Annotated in this window: 15 protein-coding genes; 9 read left to right on the forward strand and 6 right to left on the reverse strand. The window is 72.5% G+C overall.

The window, feature by feature from the left end; all coding sequences use genetic code 11:
* The first annotated feature begins 218 nt into the window (after nucleotides 1–218).
* Together AC51EU_RS08405 and AC51EU_RS08410 are read left to right on the forward strand one after the other, a co-directional pair.
* The gene (locus tag AC51EU_RS08405) at nucleotides 219–452 is read left to right on the forward strand and encodes a hypothetical protein (protein ID WP_496266062.1); all 234 of its coding nucleotides are present in this window, start codon (nucleotides 219–221) and stop codon (nucleotides 450–452) included.
* Between the two features lie 41 nt (nucleotides 453–493).
* Entirely contained in the window at nucleotides 494–1,417 is a 924-nt protein-coding gene (locus tag AC51EU_RS08410) for a 1-aminocyclopropane-1-carboxylate deaminase/D-cysteine desulfhydrase (RefSeq protein WP_496266063.1), read from the forward strand.
* A 10-nt stretch (nucleotides 1,418–1,427) separates the two neighbouring features.
* On the opposite strand, the gene AC51EU_RS08415 is transcribed toward AC51EU_RS08410, so the two are convergent.
* Complete coding sequence (locus AC51EU_RS08415; RefSeq protein WP_496266064.1) at nucleotides 1,428–3,029, reverse strand: Na+/H+ antiporter; 1,602 nt, start codon at nucleotides 3,027–3,029, stop codon at nucleotides 1,428–1,430.
* 126 nt (nucleotides 3,030–3,155) lie between these two features.
* On the opposite strand from AC51EU_RS08415, the gene AC51EU_RS08420 reads away from it, so the two are divergent.
* From AC51EU_RS08420 to AC51EU_RS08435, 4 genes are all read left to right on the forward strand, one after another.
* On the forward strand, nucleotides 3,156–3,416 hold the full coding sequence (locus tag AC51EU_RS08420) for a UBP-type zinc finger domain-containing protein (RefSeq protein ID WP_496266065.1): 261 nt from the start codon (nucleotides 3,156–3,158) through the stop codon (nucleotides 3,414–3,416).
* A gap of 43 nt (nucleotides 3,417–3,459) precedes the next feature.
* Nucleotides 3,460–3,948, forward strand: coding sequence for a GNAT family N-acetyltransferase (locus tag AC51EU_RS08425; protein ID WP_496266066.1), 489 nt, complete (start codon nucleotides 3,460–3,462; stop codon nucleotides 3,946–3,948).
* Between the two features lie 356 nt (nucleotides 3,949–4,304).
* Complete coding sequence (locus AC51EU_RS08430) at nucleotides 4,305–4,718, forward strand: ATP-binding protein (RefSeq protein WP_496266067.1); 414 nt, start codon at nucleotides 4,305–4,307, stop codon at nucleotides 4,716–4,718.
* 43 nt (nucleotides 4,719–4,761) lie between these two features.
* Complete coding sequence (locus AC51EU_RS08435; protein WP_496266087.1) at nucleotides 4,762–5,748, forward strand: RNA polymerase sigma factor SigF; 987 nt, start codon at nucleotides 4,762–4,764, stop codon at nucleotides 5,746–5,748.
* 30 nt (nucleotides 5,749–5,778) lie between these two features.
* Here AC51EU_RS08435 and AC51EU_RS08440 read toward each other — a convergent pair whose 3' ends face one another.
* Entirely contained in the window at nucleotides 5,779–6,246 is a 468-nt protein-coding gene (locus AC51EU_RS08440; protein WP_496266068.1) for a hypothetical protein, read from the reverse strand.
* Nucleotides 6,247–6,339: 93 nt separating this feature from the next.
* On the opposite strand from AC51EU_RS08440, the gene AC51EU_RS08445 reads away from it, so the two are divergent.
* A complete protein-coding gene (locus AC51EU_RS08445) occupies nucleotides 6,340–7,311 on the forward strand; it encodes a diacylglycerol/lipid kinase family protein (RefSeq protein WP_496266069.1) in 972 nt (323 codons plus the stop codon).
* A 318-nt stretch (nucleotides 7,312–7,629) separates the two neighbouring features.
* The gene (locus AC51EU_RS08450) at nucleotides 7,630–7,887 is read left to right on the forward strand and encodes a WhiB family transcriptional regulator (RefSeq protein WP_003983230.1); all 258 of its coding nucleotides are present in this window, start codon (nucleotides 7,630–7,632) and stop codon (nucleotides 7,885–7,887) included.
* A 164-nt stretch (nucleotides 7,888–8,051) separates the two neighbouring features.
* On the opposite strand, the gene AC51EU_RS08455 is transcribed toward AC51EU_RS08450, so the two are convergent.
* On the reverse strand, nucleotides 8,052–9,521 hold the full coding sequence (locus AC51EU_RS08455) for a sensor histidine kinase (RefSeq protein ID WP_496266088.1): 1,470 nt from the start codon (nucleotides 9,519–9,521) through the stop codon (nucleotides 8,052–8,054).
* A 470-nt stretch (nucleotides 9,522–9,991) separates the two neighbouring features.
* Here AC51EU_RS08455 and nagB point away from each other — a divergent pair, with 470 nt between their 5' ends.
* The gene (gene nagB / locus AC51EU_RS08460; RefSeq protein WP_496266071.1) at nucleotides 9,992–10,774 is read left to right on the forward strand and encodes a glucosamine-6-phosphate deaminase; all 783 of its coding nucleotides are present in this window, start codon (nucleotides 9,992–9,994) and stop codon (nucleotides 10,772–10,774) included.
* Between the two features lie 70 nt (nucleotides 10,775–10,844).
* On the opposite strand, the gene AC51EU_RS08465 is transcribed toward nagB, so the two are convergent.
* From AC51EU_RS08465 to AC51EU_RS08475, 3 genes are read right to left on the reverse strand one after another with little or no spacing between them, the layout of a single operon-like run.
* Nucleotides 10,845–12,362, reverse strand: a complete 1,518-nt coding sequence (locus AC51EU_RS08465; RefSeq protein WP_496266072.1) for a glycoside hydrolase family 3 protein — start codon at nucleotides 12,360–12,362, stop codon at nucleotides 10,845–10,847.
* On the reverse strand, nucleotides 12,359–13,189 hold the full coding sequence (locus tag AC51EU_RS08470) for a carbohydrate ABC transporter permease (RefSeq protein ID WP_496266073.1): 831 nt from the start codon (nucleotides 13,187–13,189) through the stop codon (nucleotides 12,359–12,361). Before AC51EU_RS08470 ends, AC51EU_RS08465 begins: the two co-directional genes overlap by 4 nt.
* The gene (locus AC51EU_RS08475) at nucleotides 13,186–14,160 is read right to left on the reverse strand and encodes a carbohydrate ABC transporter permease (RefSeq protein ID WP_496266074.1); all 975 of its coding nucleotides are present in this window, start codon (nucleotides 14,158–14,160) and stop codon (nucleotides 13,186–13,188) included. Before AC51EU_RS08475 ends, AC51EU_RS08470 begins: the two co-directional genes overlap by 4 nt.
* Between the last annotated feature and the right edge of the window lie 90 nt (nucleotides 14,161–14,250).

Consider the following 14,250-nt stretch of genomic DNA (forward strand, 5'->3'; position numbering starts at 1 on the left):
GTCGGGCAGCACTGGCCCGGCCCCCGGGCGGCTGGTGGTCGTCCACAGCACCGCGCCGGGCAGCCGGGAGGGCCGCTCGCGGTAGCCGCCCGCCGGGGTGCCCTGGTCGCCGTCGTCCGCCACGGGTCCAGCCTGGCACGGGAAGATCCCGGAACGGGAACCGGGCGGCGGGGCCGGGCCGTTGTCCCCGTACGAGACCGACCGCACGGAGGTGGCACATGGCCGGGTTCTTCGACCGCGCCAAGGAGCAGGCACAGCAGGCACTGTCGCAGGGGAAGGAGAAGCTCGACGAGGTGCAGCAGCAGCGGGCGGGCGCCGACCTGCTGCGCAAGCTGGGCGCCGCGTACTACCGCGAGCAGCGCGGTCAGGGCTCCGCCGAGGCCACGCGGAACGCGCTGGGCGCGCTGGAGGCCCACATCGCGGCCCACGGCGACGGCTTCCTGCGCGACTGACCGGCCCGAGGCGGCGGTGCGGGTCCCGCGACAATGGACGCGTGACCCGCACCGACCCCGCCCTCGCCGCCCCGCTCGACGGCCTCGGCCCGCGCCTGCCCTCACCGCTCCAGGAGGCCCGGGACGCGGCCTTCGACCGTCACGGCGTACGGCTGCTCCTCAAGCGGGACGACCTGATCCACCCGGACCTGCCCGGCAACAAGTGGCGCAAGCTGGCGCCGAACCTGCGGGCCGCCACGGAAGCGGGCCGGCGCACCCTGCTCACCTTCGGCGGCGCGTACTCCAACCATCTGCGCGCCACCGCGGCCGCCGGCCGGCTGCTCGACCTCACCACGATCGGCGTCGTCCGGGGCGACGAACTGGCGCACGCCCCGCTCAACCCGTCACTGGCCCGCTGCGCCGCCGACGGGATGCGGCTGCACTTCGTCGACCGGGCCACCTACCGCCGCAAGGACGACCCGGAGCTGCTGGCCGCCCTCCACGACCGCTTCGGCGCGTTCCTCGCGATACCCGAGGGCGGCAGCAACGCGGCGGCCGCGCGGGGCTGTACGGAACTGGGCCGGGAGCTGCGGGGCGTCGCGGACACCGCGGCGGTGGCCTGCGGCACCGGCGGCACGCTGGCCGGCCTGGCCGCCGGCCTCGCCCCGGGGCAGCGGGCGCTCGGCTTCCCGGTGCTCAGGGGCGGCAGCCCGCACTTCCTCCACGAGGAGATCGGCAGGCTCCAGCGCGCCGCGTTCGGCGGGCCGCGCGGCGACTGGCGGCTGGAGGACCGTTTCCACTGCGGGGGCTTCGCCCGGCGCACCCCCGCCCTCGACGCCTTCGCCGCCGCTTTCGAGGACCGCAACGGCCTGCCGGTGGAGCGGACCTACGTCGCCAAGATGCTGCTGGGCCTGGCGACGCTGGCGGACGAGGGCGCCTTCCCCCGGGGCAGCGCCGTCGCCGCGGTGATCACCGGAACGCCCTGAGCGCCCGGTCTCATTCGGCGCCCTCCCGGTGGGCCGCCGCCTCCTCCAGGTCGAGCCGGCGCAGCAGCGTCCGCAGCATCTCGTCGTCGATCCGCCGCTCGTCGCGCAGCCGCACGAAGACCCGCCGCTCGGCGTCGATCACCTCACGGGTCAACCGCCGGTAGGTCTCGTCGGCCGATTCGCCGGTCAGCTCGTTGACGGTGCCCAGCCGCTCCCAGACGGCGTTGCGACGCCGTTCGAGGACGGTACGGAGCCGGTCGGCGAGGGGGCCGGGCAGGGTGTTGCGCGGATCGGCGAGCAGCGCTTCGAGGCGGGCCTCGGCGGCGCCCGACGCCTCGTTCTGCGCCTGGGCCTCGGCGAGCGTCTCGGCCCGGGTGTCGCGTCCGGGCAGCTTCAGGGCGCGGATCAGCGGGGGCAGGGTCAGCCCCTGGACGACGAGGGTGCCGATGACGGTGCTGAAGGTCAGGAAGAGCACCAGGTCACGGGCGGGGAAGGGCGCCCCGTCGTGCGTGGTCGCGGGGACGGAGAAGGCGATGGCCAGCGACACCACCCCGCGCATCCCCGCCCAGCCGACGACCACGGGCGCGGCCCACGTCGTGTCCGGTTCGCGGGCGCGGACGCGGGCCGACAGCAGACGCGGCAGATAGGTGGCGGGGAAGACCCACACGAACCGGGCGGCCACCACCACCGCGAACACCACCACCGCGTACCGGGCGGCCCGCCCGCCCCCGATGCCCCCCAGGTCCCCCAGCACCACCGGCAGTTGCAGCCCGATCAGCGCGAAGACCGCGGACTCCAGCACGAAGGAGACCATCTTCCAGACCGCCCCCTCCTGGAGCCGGGTCTCGAAGTCGACCTGCCAGGACCGGTGCCCCAGGTAGAGGCCCACCACGACGACGGCGAGCACACCGGACGCCCCGAACTGCTCGGCGACCGCGTACGCCACGAACGGGATGAGCAGCGAGAGGGTGTTCTCCAGCAGCGCCGACTCGCGCAGCCGCAGGCGCAGCCAGTGCAGCGGCACCATCAGGACCAGCCCCGCGCCGATACCGCCCAGCGACGCCAGGGCGAACTCCTTGACGCCGTCGCCCCAGGTGGCGCCCGCCCCGACGGCGGCGGCCACGGCGACCTTGTACGCGGTGATCGCGGTGGCGTCGTTCACCAGCGACTCGCCCTGGAGGATGGTGGTGATCCGGTGCGGCAGCCCGAGCCTGCGGGCGATGGCGGTGGCCGCGACGGCGTCGGGCGGGGCGACGACCGCGCCCAGCACCAGCGCGGACGTCAGCGGCAGCCCCGGGACGACCAGGTACGCGAGATATCCCACGACGACGGTCGCGAAGAGGACGTAGCCGACCGACAGCAGCGCCACCGGCCGCACATTGGCCCGCAGGTCCAGGTAGGAGCTCTCCAGCGCCGCGGTGTGCAGCAGCGGCGGCAGGACCAGCGGCAGGACGATGTGCGGGTCGAGGGTGTAGTCCGGGACGCCCGGTACGTAGGAGGCCGCGAGGCCCGCGGCGACCAGCAGCAGCGGCGCGGGCACCGGGGTGCGCCGTGCCAGCCCGGCGACGCCCGCGCTCCCCGCCACCAGGAGCAGCAGCGGCATCACGTCCATGGCCCGCCGCCCCCTTGTCCGTGTCCGCTCATCGTCCGCCCGTTCTCCTTCCGCCGGCCGGCGCCCCGTGCGCCGTCACCGCCGGGCGCGCTCCGCCGCCCGCCCCGGCGATCTAACCTGGCCGGTATGAGCGAGTGCACGCATCTGGCGGGTCTGCCGCGCGCCGAGCCCGCCGCGCTGAGCGACACCTGCCCCGAGTGCCTGGCGGTCGGCAGCCACCCCGTGCAGCTGCGGCTCTGCCTGGTCTGCGGCCATGTGGGCTGCTGCGATTCCTCCCCGTACCGGCACGCGACCGCGCACTGGGACGAGACGGGGCACGCGGTGATGCGATCGTTCGAGCCGGGCGAGTCCTGGCGCTGGTGCTACGCCGACCAGCGCCTGGTCTGACCGCCCGGGGCCGCGGCACGGCGACAGGCCCTAGCCTGATCGCATGATCCGCGAAGCCACCTCCGCCGATGTCCCCGCGATCCTCACCATGATCCGCGAACTGGCCGCCTACGAGAAAGCCCTGGACTCCGCGCGCGCCACCGAGGACCAGCTGCACGAGGCCCTGTTCGGCACGCACCCGGCCGCCTTCGCACTGATCGCGGAGGAGGACGGCGCCCCCGTGGGCTTCGCCCTGTGGTTCCGCAACTTCTCGACCTGGACGGGCACACACGGCGTGTACCTGGAGGACCTCTACGTCCGCCCCCAGGCCCGCGGCGGCGGCCACGGCAAGGCCCTCCTCGCCGCCCTCGCCCGCATCTGCGTGGAGCGCGGCTACGAACGCTTCGAGTGGTCGGTCCTGGACTGGAACGAGCCCGCGATCGGCTTCTACCGCTCACTCGGCGCCCGGCCCATGGACGAGTGGACCGTCCACCGCCTCAGCGGTAAGGACCTCCAGAGGCTCGCCGACACCGCGCATGCCGACGGAGCGTGACCGCCCGCGCGGGAAACGCCCCGGCTCCCGGACCGGTCGTCCCCCTCCCCCGGCCTCGAAACTTCCGGATCGGCAGCGGGAGTTTGGCGACAGACCCTAGCCACGTTGCGCATACATGGATCTACAATCGGTGACGACGTGTGTCGCGAAGGGCCGGGGGTCCGGGCGCCGTCCGGGGGGCAGCCGTCATTCTTCCGGGCGACACCGGCCCGCCGATCGCGATAGCGTCACAGCCGAACCATGCGCGGTGCCGAATCGTTCTCCTCTCGTCCGGGGGCGGTCGGCCCAGGCATGCCGAACCAACGCGAAATTCACGCATTCCAGCTCGAACAGCGTGTGCCACCTTGGAGGTGAGGGTGTCCCAGATCGCAGGCGAACCCGGGACTCAGGACTTCGTGGAAGTCCGTCTGCCGGCTGCGGGTGCCTACCTGTCCGTGCTGCGTACGGCGACGGCCGGTCTCGCAGCCCGTTTGGACTTCACCCTCGACGAGATCGAGGACCTGCGCATCGCCGTCGACGAGGCGTGCGCGATCCTCCTGCAACAGGCCGTCCCCGGCTCCGTCCTCAGCTGCGTCTTCCGGCTCATCGACGACGCGTTGCAGGTGACGGTGTCGGCGCCGACGACCGACGGGCGCGCGCCCGAGCGCGACACCTTCGCGTGGACGGTGCTCTCCGCGCTCGCCGGCAAGGTCGGCTCCGATGTCGCCGAGGACCGCACGGTCACCATCAGTCTGTACAAGGAGCGCGGCGCCGGTCCCGGACCGGCATGACCGAACAGGGGGCTCCGTGAAAGATCTCGAACGCGGCGTGCGGATGGCGCCCGGGGCGGCCATCCCCGATCAGCATGCCCGGCCGCGTCCGGTGGACGTGGAGGACCGCGGTGGCCGGCCGGCCGCGGCGGAGCGGGCAGAGCGGGCGGACCACATGGACAGCGAGCAGCAGGGGAAGCCGGGGCAACGGCAGGACGCCGGACGCCCCGGCACACCACCGGACCCGCACGAGCCGCACGCCCCCCGGGACGCGCGGCGCCCCGCCGACCCGGGCGCGCCGGACCGCGACCGCGCCCGGGAGATGTTCCACGAGCTGCGCGCCCTGCCCGACGGCTCCCCGGAGCGCGCGGAGCTGCGCAACACCCTGGTGCGGATGCATCTGCCGCTGGTGGAGCATCTGGCCCGGCGGTTCCGCAACCGCGGTGAGCCGCTGGACGACCTCACCCAGGTCGCCACGATCGGTCTGATCAAGTCCGTCGACCGCTTCGACCCGGAGCGCGGGGTGGAGTTCTCCACGTACGCCACACCCACGGTCGTCGGGGAGATCAAGCGGCACTTCCGTGACAAGGGCTGGGCGGTGCGGGTGCCGCGGCGCCTCCAGGAGCTGCGGCTGTCGCTGACCACGGCGACCGCGGAGCTGTCCCAGCGGCACGGCCGCTCCCCCACGGTCCACGAGCTGGCCGAGCATCTGGCGCTCTCCGAGGAGGAGGTGCTGGAGGGGCTGGAGTCGGCCAACGCGTACAGCACGCTGTCGCTGGACGTCCCGGACACCGACGACGAGTCCCCGGCGGTCGCCGACACCCTGGGCGCCGAGGACGAGGCGCTGGAGGGCGTCGAGTACCGCGAGTCCCTCAAGCCGCTGCTGGAGGATCTTCCGCCGCGCGAGAAGAAGATCCTGCTGCTGCGCTTCTTCGGCAACATGACCCAGTCGCAGATCGCGCAGGAGGTCGGCATCTCCCAGATGCATGTCTCCCGCCTGCTGGCCCGCACCCTGGCCCAGCTGCGCGAGAGGCTGCTGGTCGAGGAGTGAGACGGGGCGGGGTCCGCGGGGGCCCCGCCCCTACTTCTTGCCGCCCGCCTCCGCGCCGGCGGGCCCGATGCCCAGCGCCTCGGTCGCCGTCGGGTTGACGAGCAGGACGAGGACGACGACGGCGACGACGGCGAGCGCGATACCGGCGGGGATCAGCGCCCCGCCGCCGCTGACCAGCGTCCAGGCGACGGGCAGCGCCATGATCTGGGTGATCAGTGAGGGGCCGCGGCTCCAGCGGCGCAGCAGCCACAGCCCGCGCGCGGCGAGCAGCGGCAGCGCGGCGAGGCCGATGACGGTCAGCCCGCCGGTCTCCGCCTGCCGGGGGCTGTCCGGCGACCCGGCGACGCCCAGGACGAGCAGGGAGACGCCCAGCGCCGCCAGGGCCAGCCCTTCGATCGCGGTGAGGACGGCGGCCGCGGTGAGCCTGCCCGGCCGGCGCCGGTGCTCCGCCGGGTCCGCGGCTGCGGGGGTCGGGGACTGCTTCTGCTTGCTGCTCACCCCAGCAGGGTATCGGTGCGCGGGGCCGCGTACCGGGCCGGAGAGGAGGCGGGGGCGTGCGGGGCGGTACCCGCAGGTAGGTACGCTGCTTCCATGCGCGCACTTCTCGTGGTCAACCCCGCAGCCACCACCACCAGTGCGCGGACCCGTGAGGTCCTCACCCACGCGCTGGCCAGCGATCTGAAGCTGGATGTGGCGGAGACCCGCTACCGGGGCCACGCGCAGGACCTGGCCCGGCAGGCGGCGGAGAGCGGCGCGATCGAGCTGGTGGTGGCGCTCGGCGGTGACGGCACGGTCAACGAGGTCGTCAACGGTCTGCTGGCGCACGGACCGGACCCGGACGCGCATCCCCGCCTCGCGGTGGTCCCGGGCGGGTCGACCAATGTCTTCGCCCGCGCGCTGGGCCTTCCCAACGACGTCGTGGAGGCCACGGGCGCGCTGCTGGACGCGCTGCGGGACGGCAGTGAGCGGACGGTGGGCCTGGGGCGGGCCGCGGGCACGGAGGGCAGCGCGGACGAGGGGGTGCCGGGCCGGTGGTTCACCTTCTGCGCCGGCTTCGGGTTCGACGCGGGGGTCGTCGGGCGTGTCGAGCAGCAGCGTGAGCGCGGCAAGCGCTCGACGCACGCGCTGTACGTGCGGCAGGTCGTGCGGCAGTTCCTGGGCGAGGGCAACCGCAGGACAGGCTCCATCACCCTGGAGCGGCCCGGCGACACGGAGGCCGTCGAGCACCTGGTGATGGCGATAATCTCCAACACCGCCCCGTGGACGTATCTGGGCAACCGGCCGCTGTACCCGTCGCCGGAGGCGTCCTTCGACGACGCGCTGGACGTGTTCGGTCTGTCCCGGATGTCCACGACCGCGGTGACGCGGTACGCGACCCAGCTGCTGCGGTCCACGCCCGAGCACGGCCCGCGCGGCAAGCACGCGGTGGCGCTGCACGACCTGACGGACTTCACCTTGCATTCCCAGGTGCCACTGCCGTTCCAGATGGACGGTGACCATCTGGGACTGCGGACGAGTGTGACGTTCACAGGCGTACGCCGTGCACTGCGTGTGATTGTGTGAGCGGTACCCGCGAAAGTCCTTCCAGTCGAACGTTTAGCCAGACTTCCACCCCCTAGAATTACGGCTGTGACCTAGGCGACACCAAGGAATCAAAAAAACTTTCCAGAAGGGGTTGTATCCGTCGCCGAGGTTTGCGAGTCTCTTCATGGCGATCGGGACGGCCGCTTCATCGGCCCCCTTGAGAGCCCGAATCCTCTTCCTCATCCCACAGGACCGCACCAGTTCGCAGCTGGAGATCGGGCCTTCCCTTGCGGGGGGATTCGTGAAAGCGTTCACATTCACAAGCGACGATCCCGTCATACAGGAGATGGAGCAACCATGGACTGGCGTCACCGCGCCGTTTGCCGCGAGGAAGACCCCGAGCTGTTCTTCCCCATCGGCAACACCGGTCCTGCGCTCCTGCAGATCGAGGAAGCCAAGGCCGTCTGCCGCCGCTGCCCCGTCATGGAGCAGTGCCTGCAGTGGGCGCTGGAGTCCGGCCAGGACTCCGGCGTCTGGGGTGGTCTGAGCGAGGACGAGCGCCGCGCGATGAAGCGCCGTGCGGCTCGCAACCGGGCGCGCAACGCCAGCGCCTGACGCCAGACGCCCCGTGGCCCCCGAGCCGCAGCGCGCAGTACCCCCGATGCTCCCCCCATTGCCCAGGGCATGGGGGGTACCCCACGCAACGTGAGCTTTGAGCCCCGGACCCGACCGGTCCGGGGCTTACTGCTGCCCGGGCTCCGTCCGCGTAAAGCCCGAGGTCAGCGCTGTTCCGCGCGGACGGGGACGTCCAGGAGCACCCGGGTGCCGCCCTCCGGGGCGCGCGTCATGTCGAACGTGCCGCCCAGCTCCCCCTCCACCAGGGTCCGTACGATCTGGAGCCCCAGGTTCCCGGCGCGGTGCGGGTCGAAGCCCTCGGGCAGACCGCGCCCGTTGTCCTGGACGGTGACCAGCAGCCGCGGGTCCCTGCGGCCGCTGCCGCGTACCGCGCCGACCTCGACGACGCCCTGTCCGTCCTGGTCGAAGGCGTGCTCCAGGGCGTTCTGGAGGATCTCGGTGAGCACCATGGACAGCGGGGTGGCGACCTCGGCGTCGAGGATGCCGAAGCGCCCGGTGCGGCGGGTGGTCACCTTGCCCGGCGAGATCTCGGCGACCATGGCCAGCACCCGGTCGGCGATGTCGTCGAAGGCGACGCGCTCGTCGAGGTTCTGGGACAGCGTCTCGTGGACGATCGCGATCGAACCGACCCTGCGTACGGCCTCGTTGAGCGCCTCGCGCCCCTGCGCGGAATCCATTCGACGGGATTGCAGCCGCAACAGCGCGGCGACGGTCTGCAAATTGTTCTTCACCCGGTGATGGATCTCCCGGATGGTGGCGTCCTTGGTGATCAGTTCGCGTTCCCGGCGGCGGAGTTCGGTGACGTCACGGAGCAATACCAGGGAACCGCTGTGGGTGCCTTTCGGTTTGAGCGGGATGGCGCGCAGTTGAATGACTCCGCCGTTCCCTTCCACCTCGAACTCCCGCGGCGCCCAGCCGCTGGCGAGTTTCACCACGGCCTCGTCCACCGGGCCGTGGGCGGGCGCGAGTTCCGCGGTGGTGCGGCCGAGGTGGTGGCCCACGAGATCGGCGGCGAGGCCGAGGCGGTGGTAGGCGGAGAGCGCGTTGGGGCTCGCGTACTGGACGACGCCGTCCGCGTCGAGGCGGATCAGTCCGTCGCCGGCGCGCGGTGAGGCGTCCATGTCGACCTGCTGTTCCGGGAACGGAAACGTTCCTGCGGCGATCATCTGGGCCAGGTCGGAGGCGCTCTGGAGGTAGGTGAGTTCGAGGCGGCTGGGCGTACGGACGGTGAGCAGGTTGGTGTTGCGGGCGATCACCCCGAGGACGCGGCCCGCCCGGCGCACCGGGATGGACTCGACCCGTACCGGCACCTCCTCGCGCCACTCCGGGTCACCCTCGCGGACGATCCGCCCCTCGTCCAGCGCGGAGTCCAGCATCGGCCGACGGCCCCGGGGCACGAGATGGCCGACCATGTCGTCCTGGTAGGAGGTGGGGCCGGTGTTGGGCCGCATCTGGGCGACGGACACATAGCGTGTGCCGTCCAGGGTGGGCACCCACAGCACGAGGTCGGCGAAGGACAGGTCGGAGAGCAGCTGCCATTCCGAGACCAGCAGATGCAGCCACTCCAGGTCGGAGTCGCTCAGAGCGGTGTGCTGGCGGACGAGGTCGTTCATGGAGGGCACGCTGCCGAGCCTACCGGCGCGGTGTCGGCGAGTTCTTTCCGCACGGGCATGGACACGGGAGAATGGTCTAGTCCACAATGCTGGGGAATGACCTCCGCCCTCCCCCGCACAGGGGGGCGGAACGAGGCGGCGGCGCTCTCTGCCCTGACTGCGCGGCGGCCTCCGGTCGACCGGTTTTGGGACGGGACCTTGCCCCGACCGCACTTCGAGGCACCCGCCCATGAACCGGCCGATGAAGCTCCGGGCTGCGGTGCCGGACAGGTTGAGGGTCCTGTCCCGGCGCCGCGGCCCGCGGGTGTTTTTTGGGGCCGTGAAGCCCCCTTCTCCCCCACCGCCACGCCCGCGGGAACGGCCTCGTTCCCGGGGCGCCGCCCTGCCCTGCCGCCCCCCGTCGGGCGGACCCTCCTCTGGTAGATTGGTCTATACCACATGAGACCATTCTTCAGAACGGCAGGCCCAGCGTGGAAGTTGTCATCGTCCCGGACGCCAGGGCAGGCGGAGAGCTCATCGCGGAGGCCATCGCCTCCCTGGTGCGCCGCAAGCCCGACGCGCTGCTCGGTGTAGCCACCGGCTCGACCCCGTTGCCCGTCTACGAAGCCCTGTCGGCCAAGGTCGCGGCCGGCGCGGTGGACGCCTCGCGCGTCCGTGTCTGCCAGCTCGACGAGTACGTCGGGCTGCCCGCGGGACACCCCGAGTCCTACCGTTCGGTGGTGCTGCGCGAGGTCGTCGGGCCGCTGGGCCTGAGCGAGGAATCGTTCATGGGCCCCGACGGCACCGCCCAGGACGTCCGGGCCGCCTGCGAGGCGTACGACCGTGCGCTGGCCGAGGCCGGCGGGGTGGACCTCCAGCTGCTCGGCATCGGCACGGACGGCCACATCGGCTTCAACGAGCCCTGCTCGTCGCTCGTCTCCCGCACCCGCATCAAGACCCTGACCGAGCAGACCCGGGTGGACAACGCCCGGTTCTTCGACAGCCCCGAGGAGGTGCCGCACCACGTCATCACCCAGGGCATCGGCACCATCCTGGAGGCCCGCCACCTGGTGCTGCTGGCCACCGGGGAGGGCAAGGCGGAGGCCGTGGCGCGGGCCGTCGAGGGCCCGGTGGCGGCCGTCGTCCCGGCCTCGGCCCTCCAGATGCACCCGCACGCCACGGTCGTCGTCGACGAGGCGGCGGCCTCCCGGCTCGCGCTCGCCGACTACTTCCGCGCCACGTACGCGGCCAAGCCCAAGTGGCAGGGCCTGTAGCAGGGCATACGGCGGCCGGGGTGCTCCTCATGGGGCACCCCGGCCGCCGTCGTTCCGGGAGGGTCGTCGTTCACCGTCCCAGCAGGGCCTCCGCCGCGGCCCGGCCGCAGATGCGGGCGGCGCCGTGGGTGGCGAGGTGGAGGGCGCCGCGCGGCGGTGCCTGGGGCAGGCCCATCTCGACGACGACGGTGTCGGGGCGGGCCGCGACCAGGGCGTCGAGGGCCTCGGCCATCCACGGGTGGCGGTGCGCGTCACGGACCACCGCGACGATGCGGCGCGTGCCCGCGGCGGTGAGCAGATCGCCGGCGAGCGCCGCGGGGCCCGCGGAGGCGGCGGCCTCGGGGGTGCACACGGCGGTGGTGGTGCCGGGCAGCAGCCGGGTGAGTTCGGCGCCGACGCCCCAGGGGGTCTCGTTGCCCACCGCGATGTTCCGCGCGGGGGTGAAGGAGGCGACGTGCACGGGCCCGGTGAGCGGGAGGAACGGTTCGCGGGCGGTGAGCCGCAGCGCGCGCCGGGCGGCGGCCAGCCCGATGGCGTCCGCGTCGTCCGTGTTCCCGGCGTCCGTCCCCGTCCCCCGGGTCCAGTCCGCGAGGGCGCGTACCCGGGCGGCGGCATCGGCGAGGCGCTCCTCGGGGAGGGTGCCGTCGCGGACGGCGCCGACCAGGGCGTCGCGCAGCCGCAGCACGGTGTCCTCGTCGCACAGTCCGCCGCCCACGCAGATCGCGTCGGCGCCGGCGGCGATCGCCAGGACGCTGCCGCGTTCGATGCCGTAGGTGGCGGAGATGGCGCGCATCTCGATGCCGTCGGTGACGATCAGGCCGTCGAAGCCGAGGCCGCCGTCGGCTTCGGGGGCGCGCAGCAGGTCGTGCAGGGCGGCGCGGCTGAGCGTGGCGGGCCGGCTGCCGTCGAGGGCCGGGGCGAGGATGTGGGCGCTCATCACGGCCCGGGTCCCGGCGGCGACGGCGGCGCGGAACGGTACGAGGTCCCGCTCGTGGAGGGTGGCCAGGTCGGCGTCGATGCGGGGCAGGTCGTGGTGGGAGTCGACGGCGGTGTCGCCGTGGCCGGGGAAGTGCTTGGTGCAGGCGGCGACCCCGGCGGCCTGGAGCCCTTCGACGTAGGCGGCGGTGTGCCGGGCGACCAGGGCGGGGTCACAGCCGAAGGAGCGGACGCCGATGACGGGGTTGTCGGGGTTGGAGTTGACGTCGGCGGCGGGGGCCCAGTTGAGGTTGATGCCGCAGGCGGCGAGCCGCCGGCCGAGGGCGTGGGCGACGTCGCGGGTGAGGGCGGTGTCGTCGACGGCGCCGAGGGCGAGGTTGCCGGGGAAGGCGGAGCCGCCGTGGACGTCGATGCGGGTGACGTCGCCGCCCTCCTCGTCGATGGCGACGAGGAGGTCCCCGCGTTCGGCGCGCAGCCGCGCGGTGAGGGCGGCGAGCTGCTCGGGATCGCGCACATTGCGGCCGAAGACGGCGACGGCGGCGAGTCCTTCGCCGATCCGGCGCAGCACCCAGTCGGGGGCTGTGGTGCCGGCGAAGCCGGGCTGGAGGACGGTGAGGGCGTCGCGGGTGAGGGTGGTCATGGTGCGGGTCATCCCTTCACCGCGCCGGAGGTGAGACCGCCGACGGCCTTGCGCTGGAGGAAGAGGAAGAGGATCAGGATGGGCAGGGCGAAGAGGGAGGCGGCGGCCATGGTGGCGCCCCAGTCGTCGCCGAACTGGCTCTGGAACTGCGACAGCCACAGCGGCAGGGTGCCGGCGGACGCCTCCTTGTTGAGGACCAGGACGAGGGGGAACTCGTTCCAGGCGGTGATGAAGCCGAAGAGGGAGGTGGCCATCAGCCCGGGGGCGAGGAGGGGGAAGACGACCTTGACGAACGCCTGGCGGCGCGAGCAGCCGTCGACCATCGCGGACTCCTCCAGCTCCTTGGGGACCGCCGCGACGTAGCCGCGCAGGGTCAGCAGGGTGAAGGGCAGCACCATCAGCATGTAGAAGCAGGTCAGCGGAACCAGGCTGTTGAGCATGTCCGCGTCCCGGACGATCAGGTAGATGGAGATCACCATGACCTCCCAGGGCGCCATCTGCGCCACCATGAACGTGAGCAGGACGCCCTTGCGGCCCTTGAAACGCATCCGGACGAGGGCGAACGCCGCGCAGAGGGCGATGGCCAGGGAGATGCCGACGGCGAGCACGGTCACGACGACGGAGTTGCCGACCAGCGTCCAGAAGTCCGGGGCGCCGACGGCGGTGGCGAAGTGCTCGGCGGTGCCGTGCAGGGGGAACCACACGGGGGTCTCGCTGAGGATGTCGCCGGTCGGCTTGAAGGCCGTGCTGAACATCCAGTAGACGGGGAAGACGAAGACGACGGCGAGCACGATCGCCGTGGCGTTGGGCCAGATCCGTCCGGCGAGCGAGCGCTTCACAGCTCGTCCTCCTCTTGGGTGAGCGTCAGGCGCAGGTAGTACGCGGTCAGGGCGAGCAGCACGAGGATGGTCAGCAGGGAGATCGCGGCGCCCATGCCGAAGTGGAGGTTGCCGACGCCCTCGGTGAAGGCGTAGATCGGCAGGGTCTCGGTGAGCCGGTCGGGGCCGCCCTTGTTGATCGCGAAGATCTGCGGGAACGCCTTGAAGACCCAGATGACCTCAAGGAACGTCGTCGCGAGGAAGAACGGCTTGAGGAAGGGGAAGGTGACGGAGGTGAAGACCTTCCAGGTGCCCGCGCCGTCCATCCGGGCCGCCTCGTACAGCTCGCGGGGGATGGTGGTCGTCGCGGCGTAGAGGTTGAGGGCGACGAAGGGCAGGGACTGCCAGACGATGAGGACGGTGACGACGAAGAAGGTGGAGAACTGGGTGCCGATCCAGTCGTAGTGGGCCATGGAGTGCCAGCCCAGCGCGTCGAGCAGCCAGTTGACGACGCCGTAGCGGGCGTCGAACAGCCACTGGAAGACGGTGGTGGCGGCGATGACGGGCATGGCCCAGGCCAGGACGAGGGCGACGGAGAGGACCAGTCGCATCTTCTTGCCGAGACGGGCGAGCAGCAGGCCGATGAGGACGCCCAGCAGCATGATGAGGACGACGTTGACGGCCGTGAAGACGATGGTGCGGAGGGTGACCCGCCAGAACTCCTCGCTGCCGAGGACCTCCGTGAAGTTCCCGAAGCCGTTCCAGACGGTGAGGTGCTGGATCAACTCCCGCATGTTGAGGGTCTGGAGGGAGAGCATGGCGTTGCGCACCATCGGCCAGCCGAGGAAGACGGCGGTGGCGACCAGTGCCGGGAGCAGCAGCAGATAGGGGGCTGCGCGGCGGCCGCGGGTGCCGGGGCGGGCCGGCGGGGCGCCGCCTTTCGCCGGGCGCGGCGCGGTGTTCGTCGCCGCGTCGTCGAGTTGCACTGCCATGACCGTCTTCTCCCCACTGGACCGGTGGTGCGCGTGCCGCGGTTCCGTACGGGGCCGGGGTGGGCCGCCCCGTACGGAACCGGGTGTGTG

It is taken from the genome of Candidatus Streptomyces philanthi (assembly GCF_059553635.1).

Bases quoted from the DNA above. Each gene is read 5' to 3' on its own strand.
- AC51EU_RS08405 (WP_496266062.1), top strand. From the start codon at position 219: ATGGCCGGGTTCTTCGACCGCGCCAAGGAGCAGGCACAGCAGGCACTG.
- AC51EU_RS08415 (WP_496266064.1), bottom strand. From the start codon at position 3,029: ATGGACGTGATGCCGCTGCTGCTCCTGGTGGCGGGGAGCGCGGGCGTC.
- AC51EU_RS08420 (WP_496266065.1), top strand. From the start codon at position 3,156: ATGAGCGAGTGCACGCATCTGGCGGGTCTGCCGCGCGCCGAGCCCGCC.
- AC51EU_RS08425 (WP_496266066.1), top strand. From the start codon at position 3,460: ATGATCCGCGAAGCCACCTCCGCCGATGTCCCCGCGATCCTCACCATG.
- AC51EU_RS08435 (WP_496266087.1), top strand. From the start codon at position 4,762: ATGGCGCCCGGGGCGGCCATCCCCGATCAGCATGCCCGGCCGCGTCCG.
- AC51EU_RS08445 (WP_496266069.1), top strand. From the start codon at position 6,340: ATGCGCGCACTTCTCGTGGTCAACCCCGCAGCCACCACCACCAGTGCG.
- AC51EU_RS08450 (WP_003983230.1), top strand. From the start codon at position 7,630: ATGGACTGGCGTCACCGCGCCGTTTGCCGCGAGGAAGACCCCGAGCTG.
- AC51EU_RS08455 (WP_496266088.1), bottom strand. From the start codon at position 9,521: ATGAACGACCTCGTCCGCCAGCACACCGCTCTGAGCGACTCCGACCTG.
- AC51EU_RS08465 (WP_496266072.1), bottom strand. From the start codon at position 12,362: ATGACCCGCACCATGACCACCCTCACCCGCGACGCCCTCACCGTCCTC.
- AC51EU_RS08475 (WP_496266074.1), bottom strand. From the start codon at position 14,160: ATGGCAGTGCAACTCGACGACGCGGCGACGAACACCGCGCCGCGCCCG.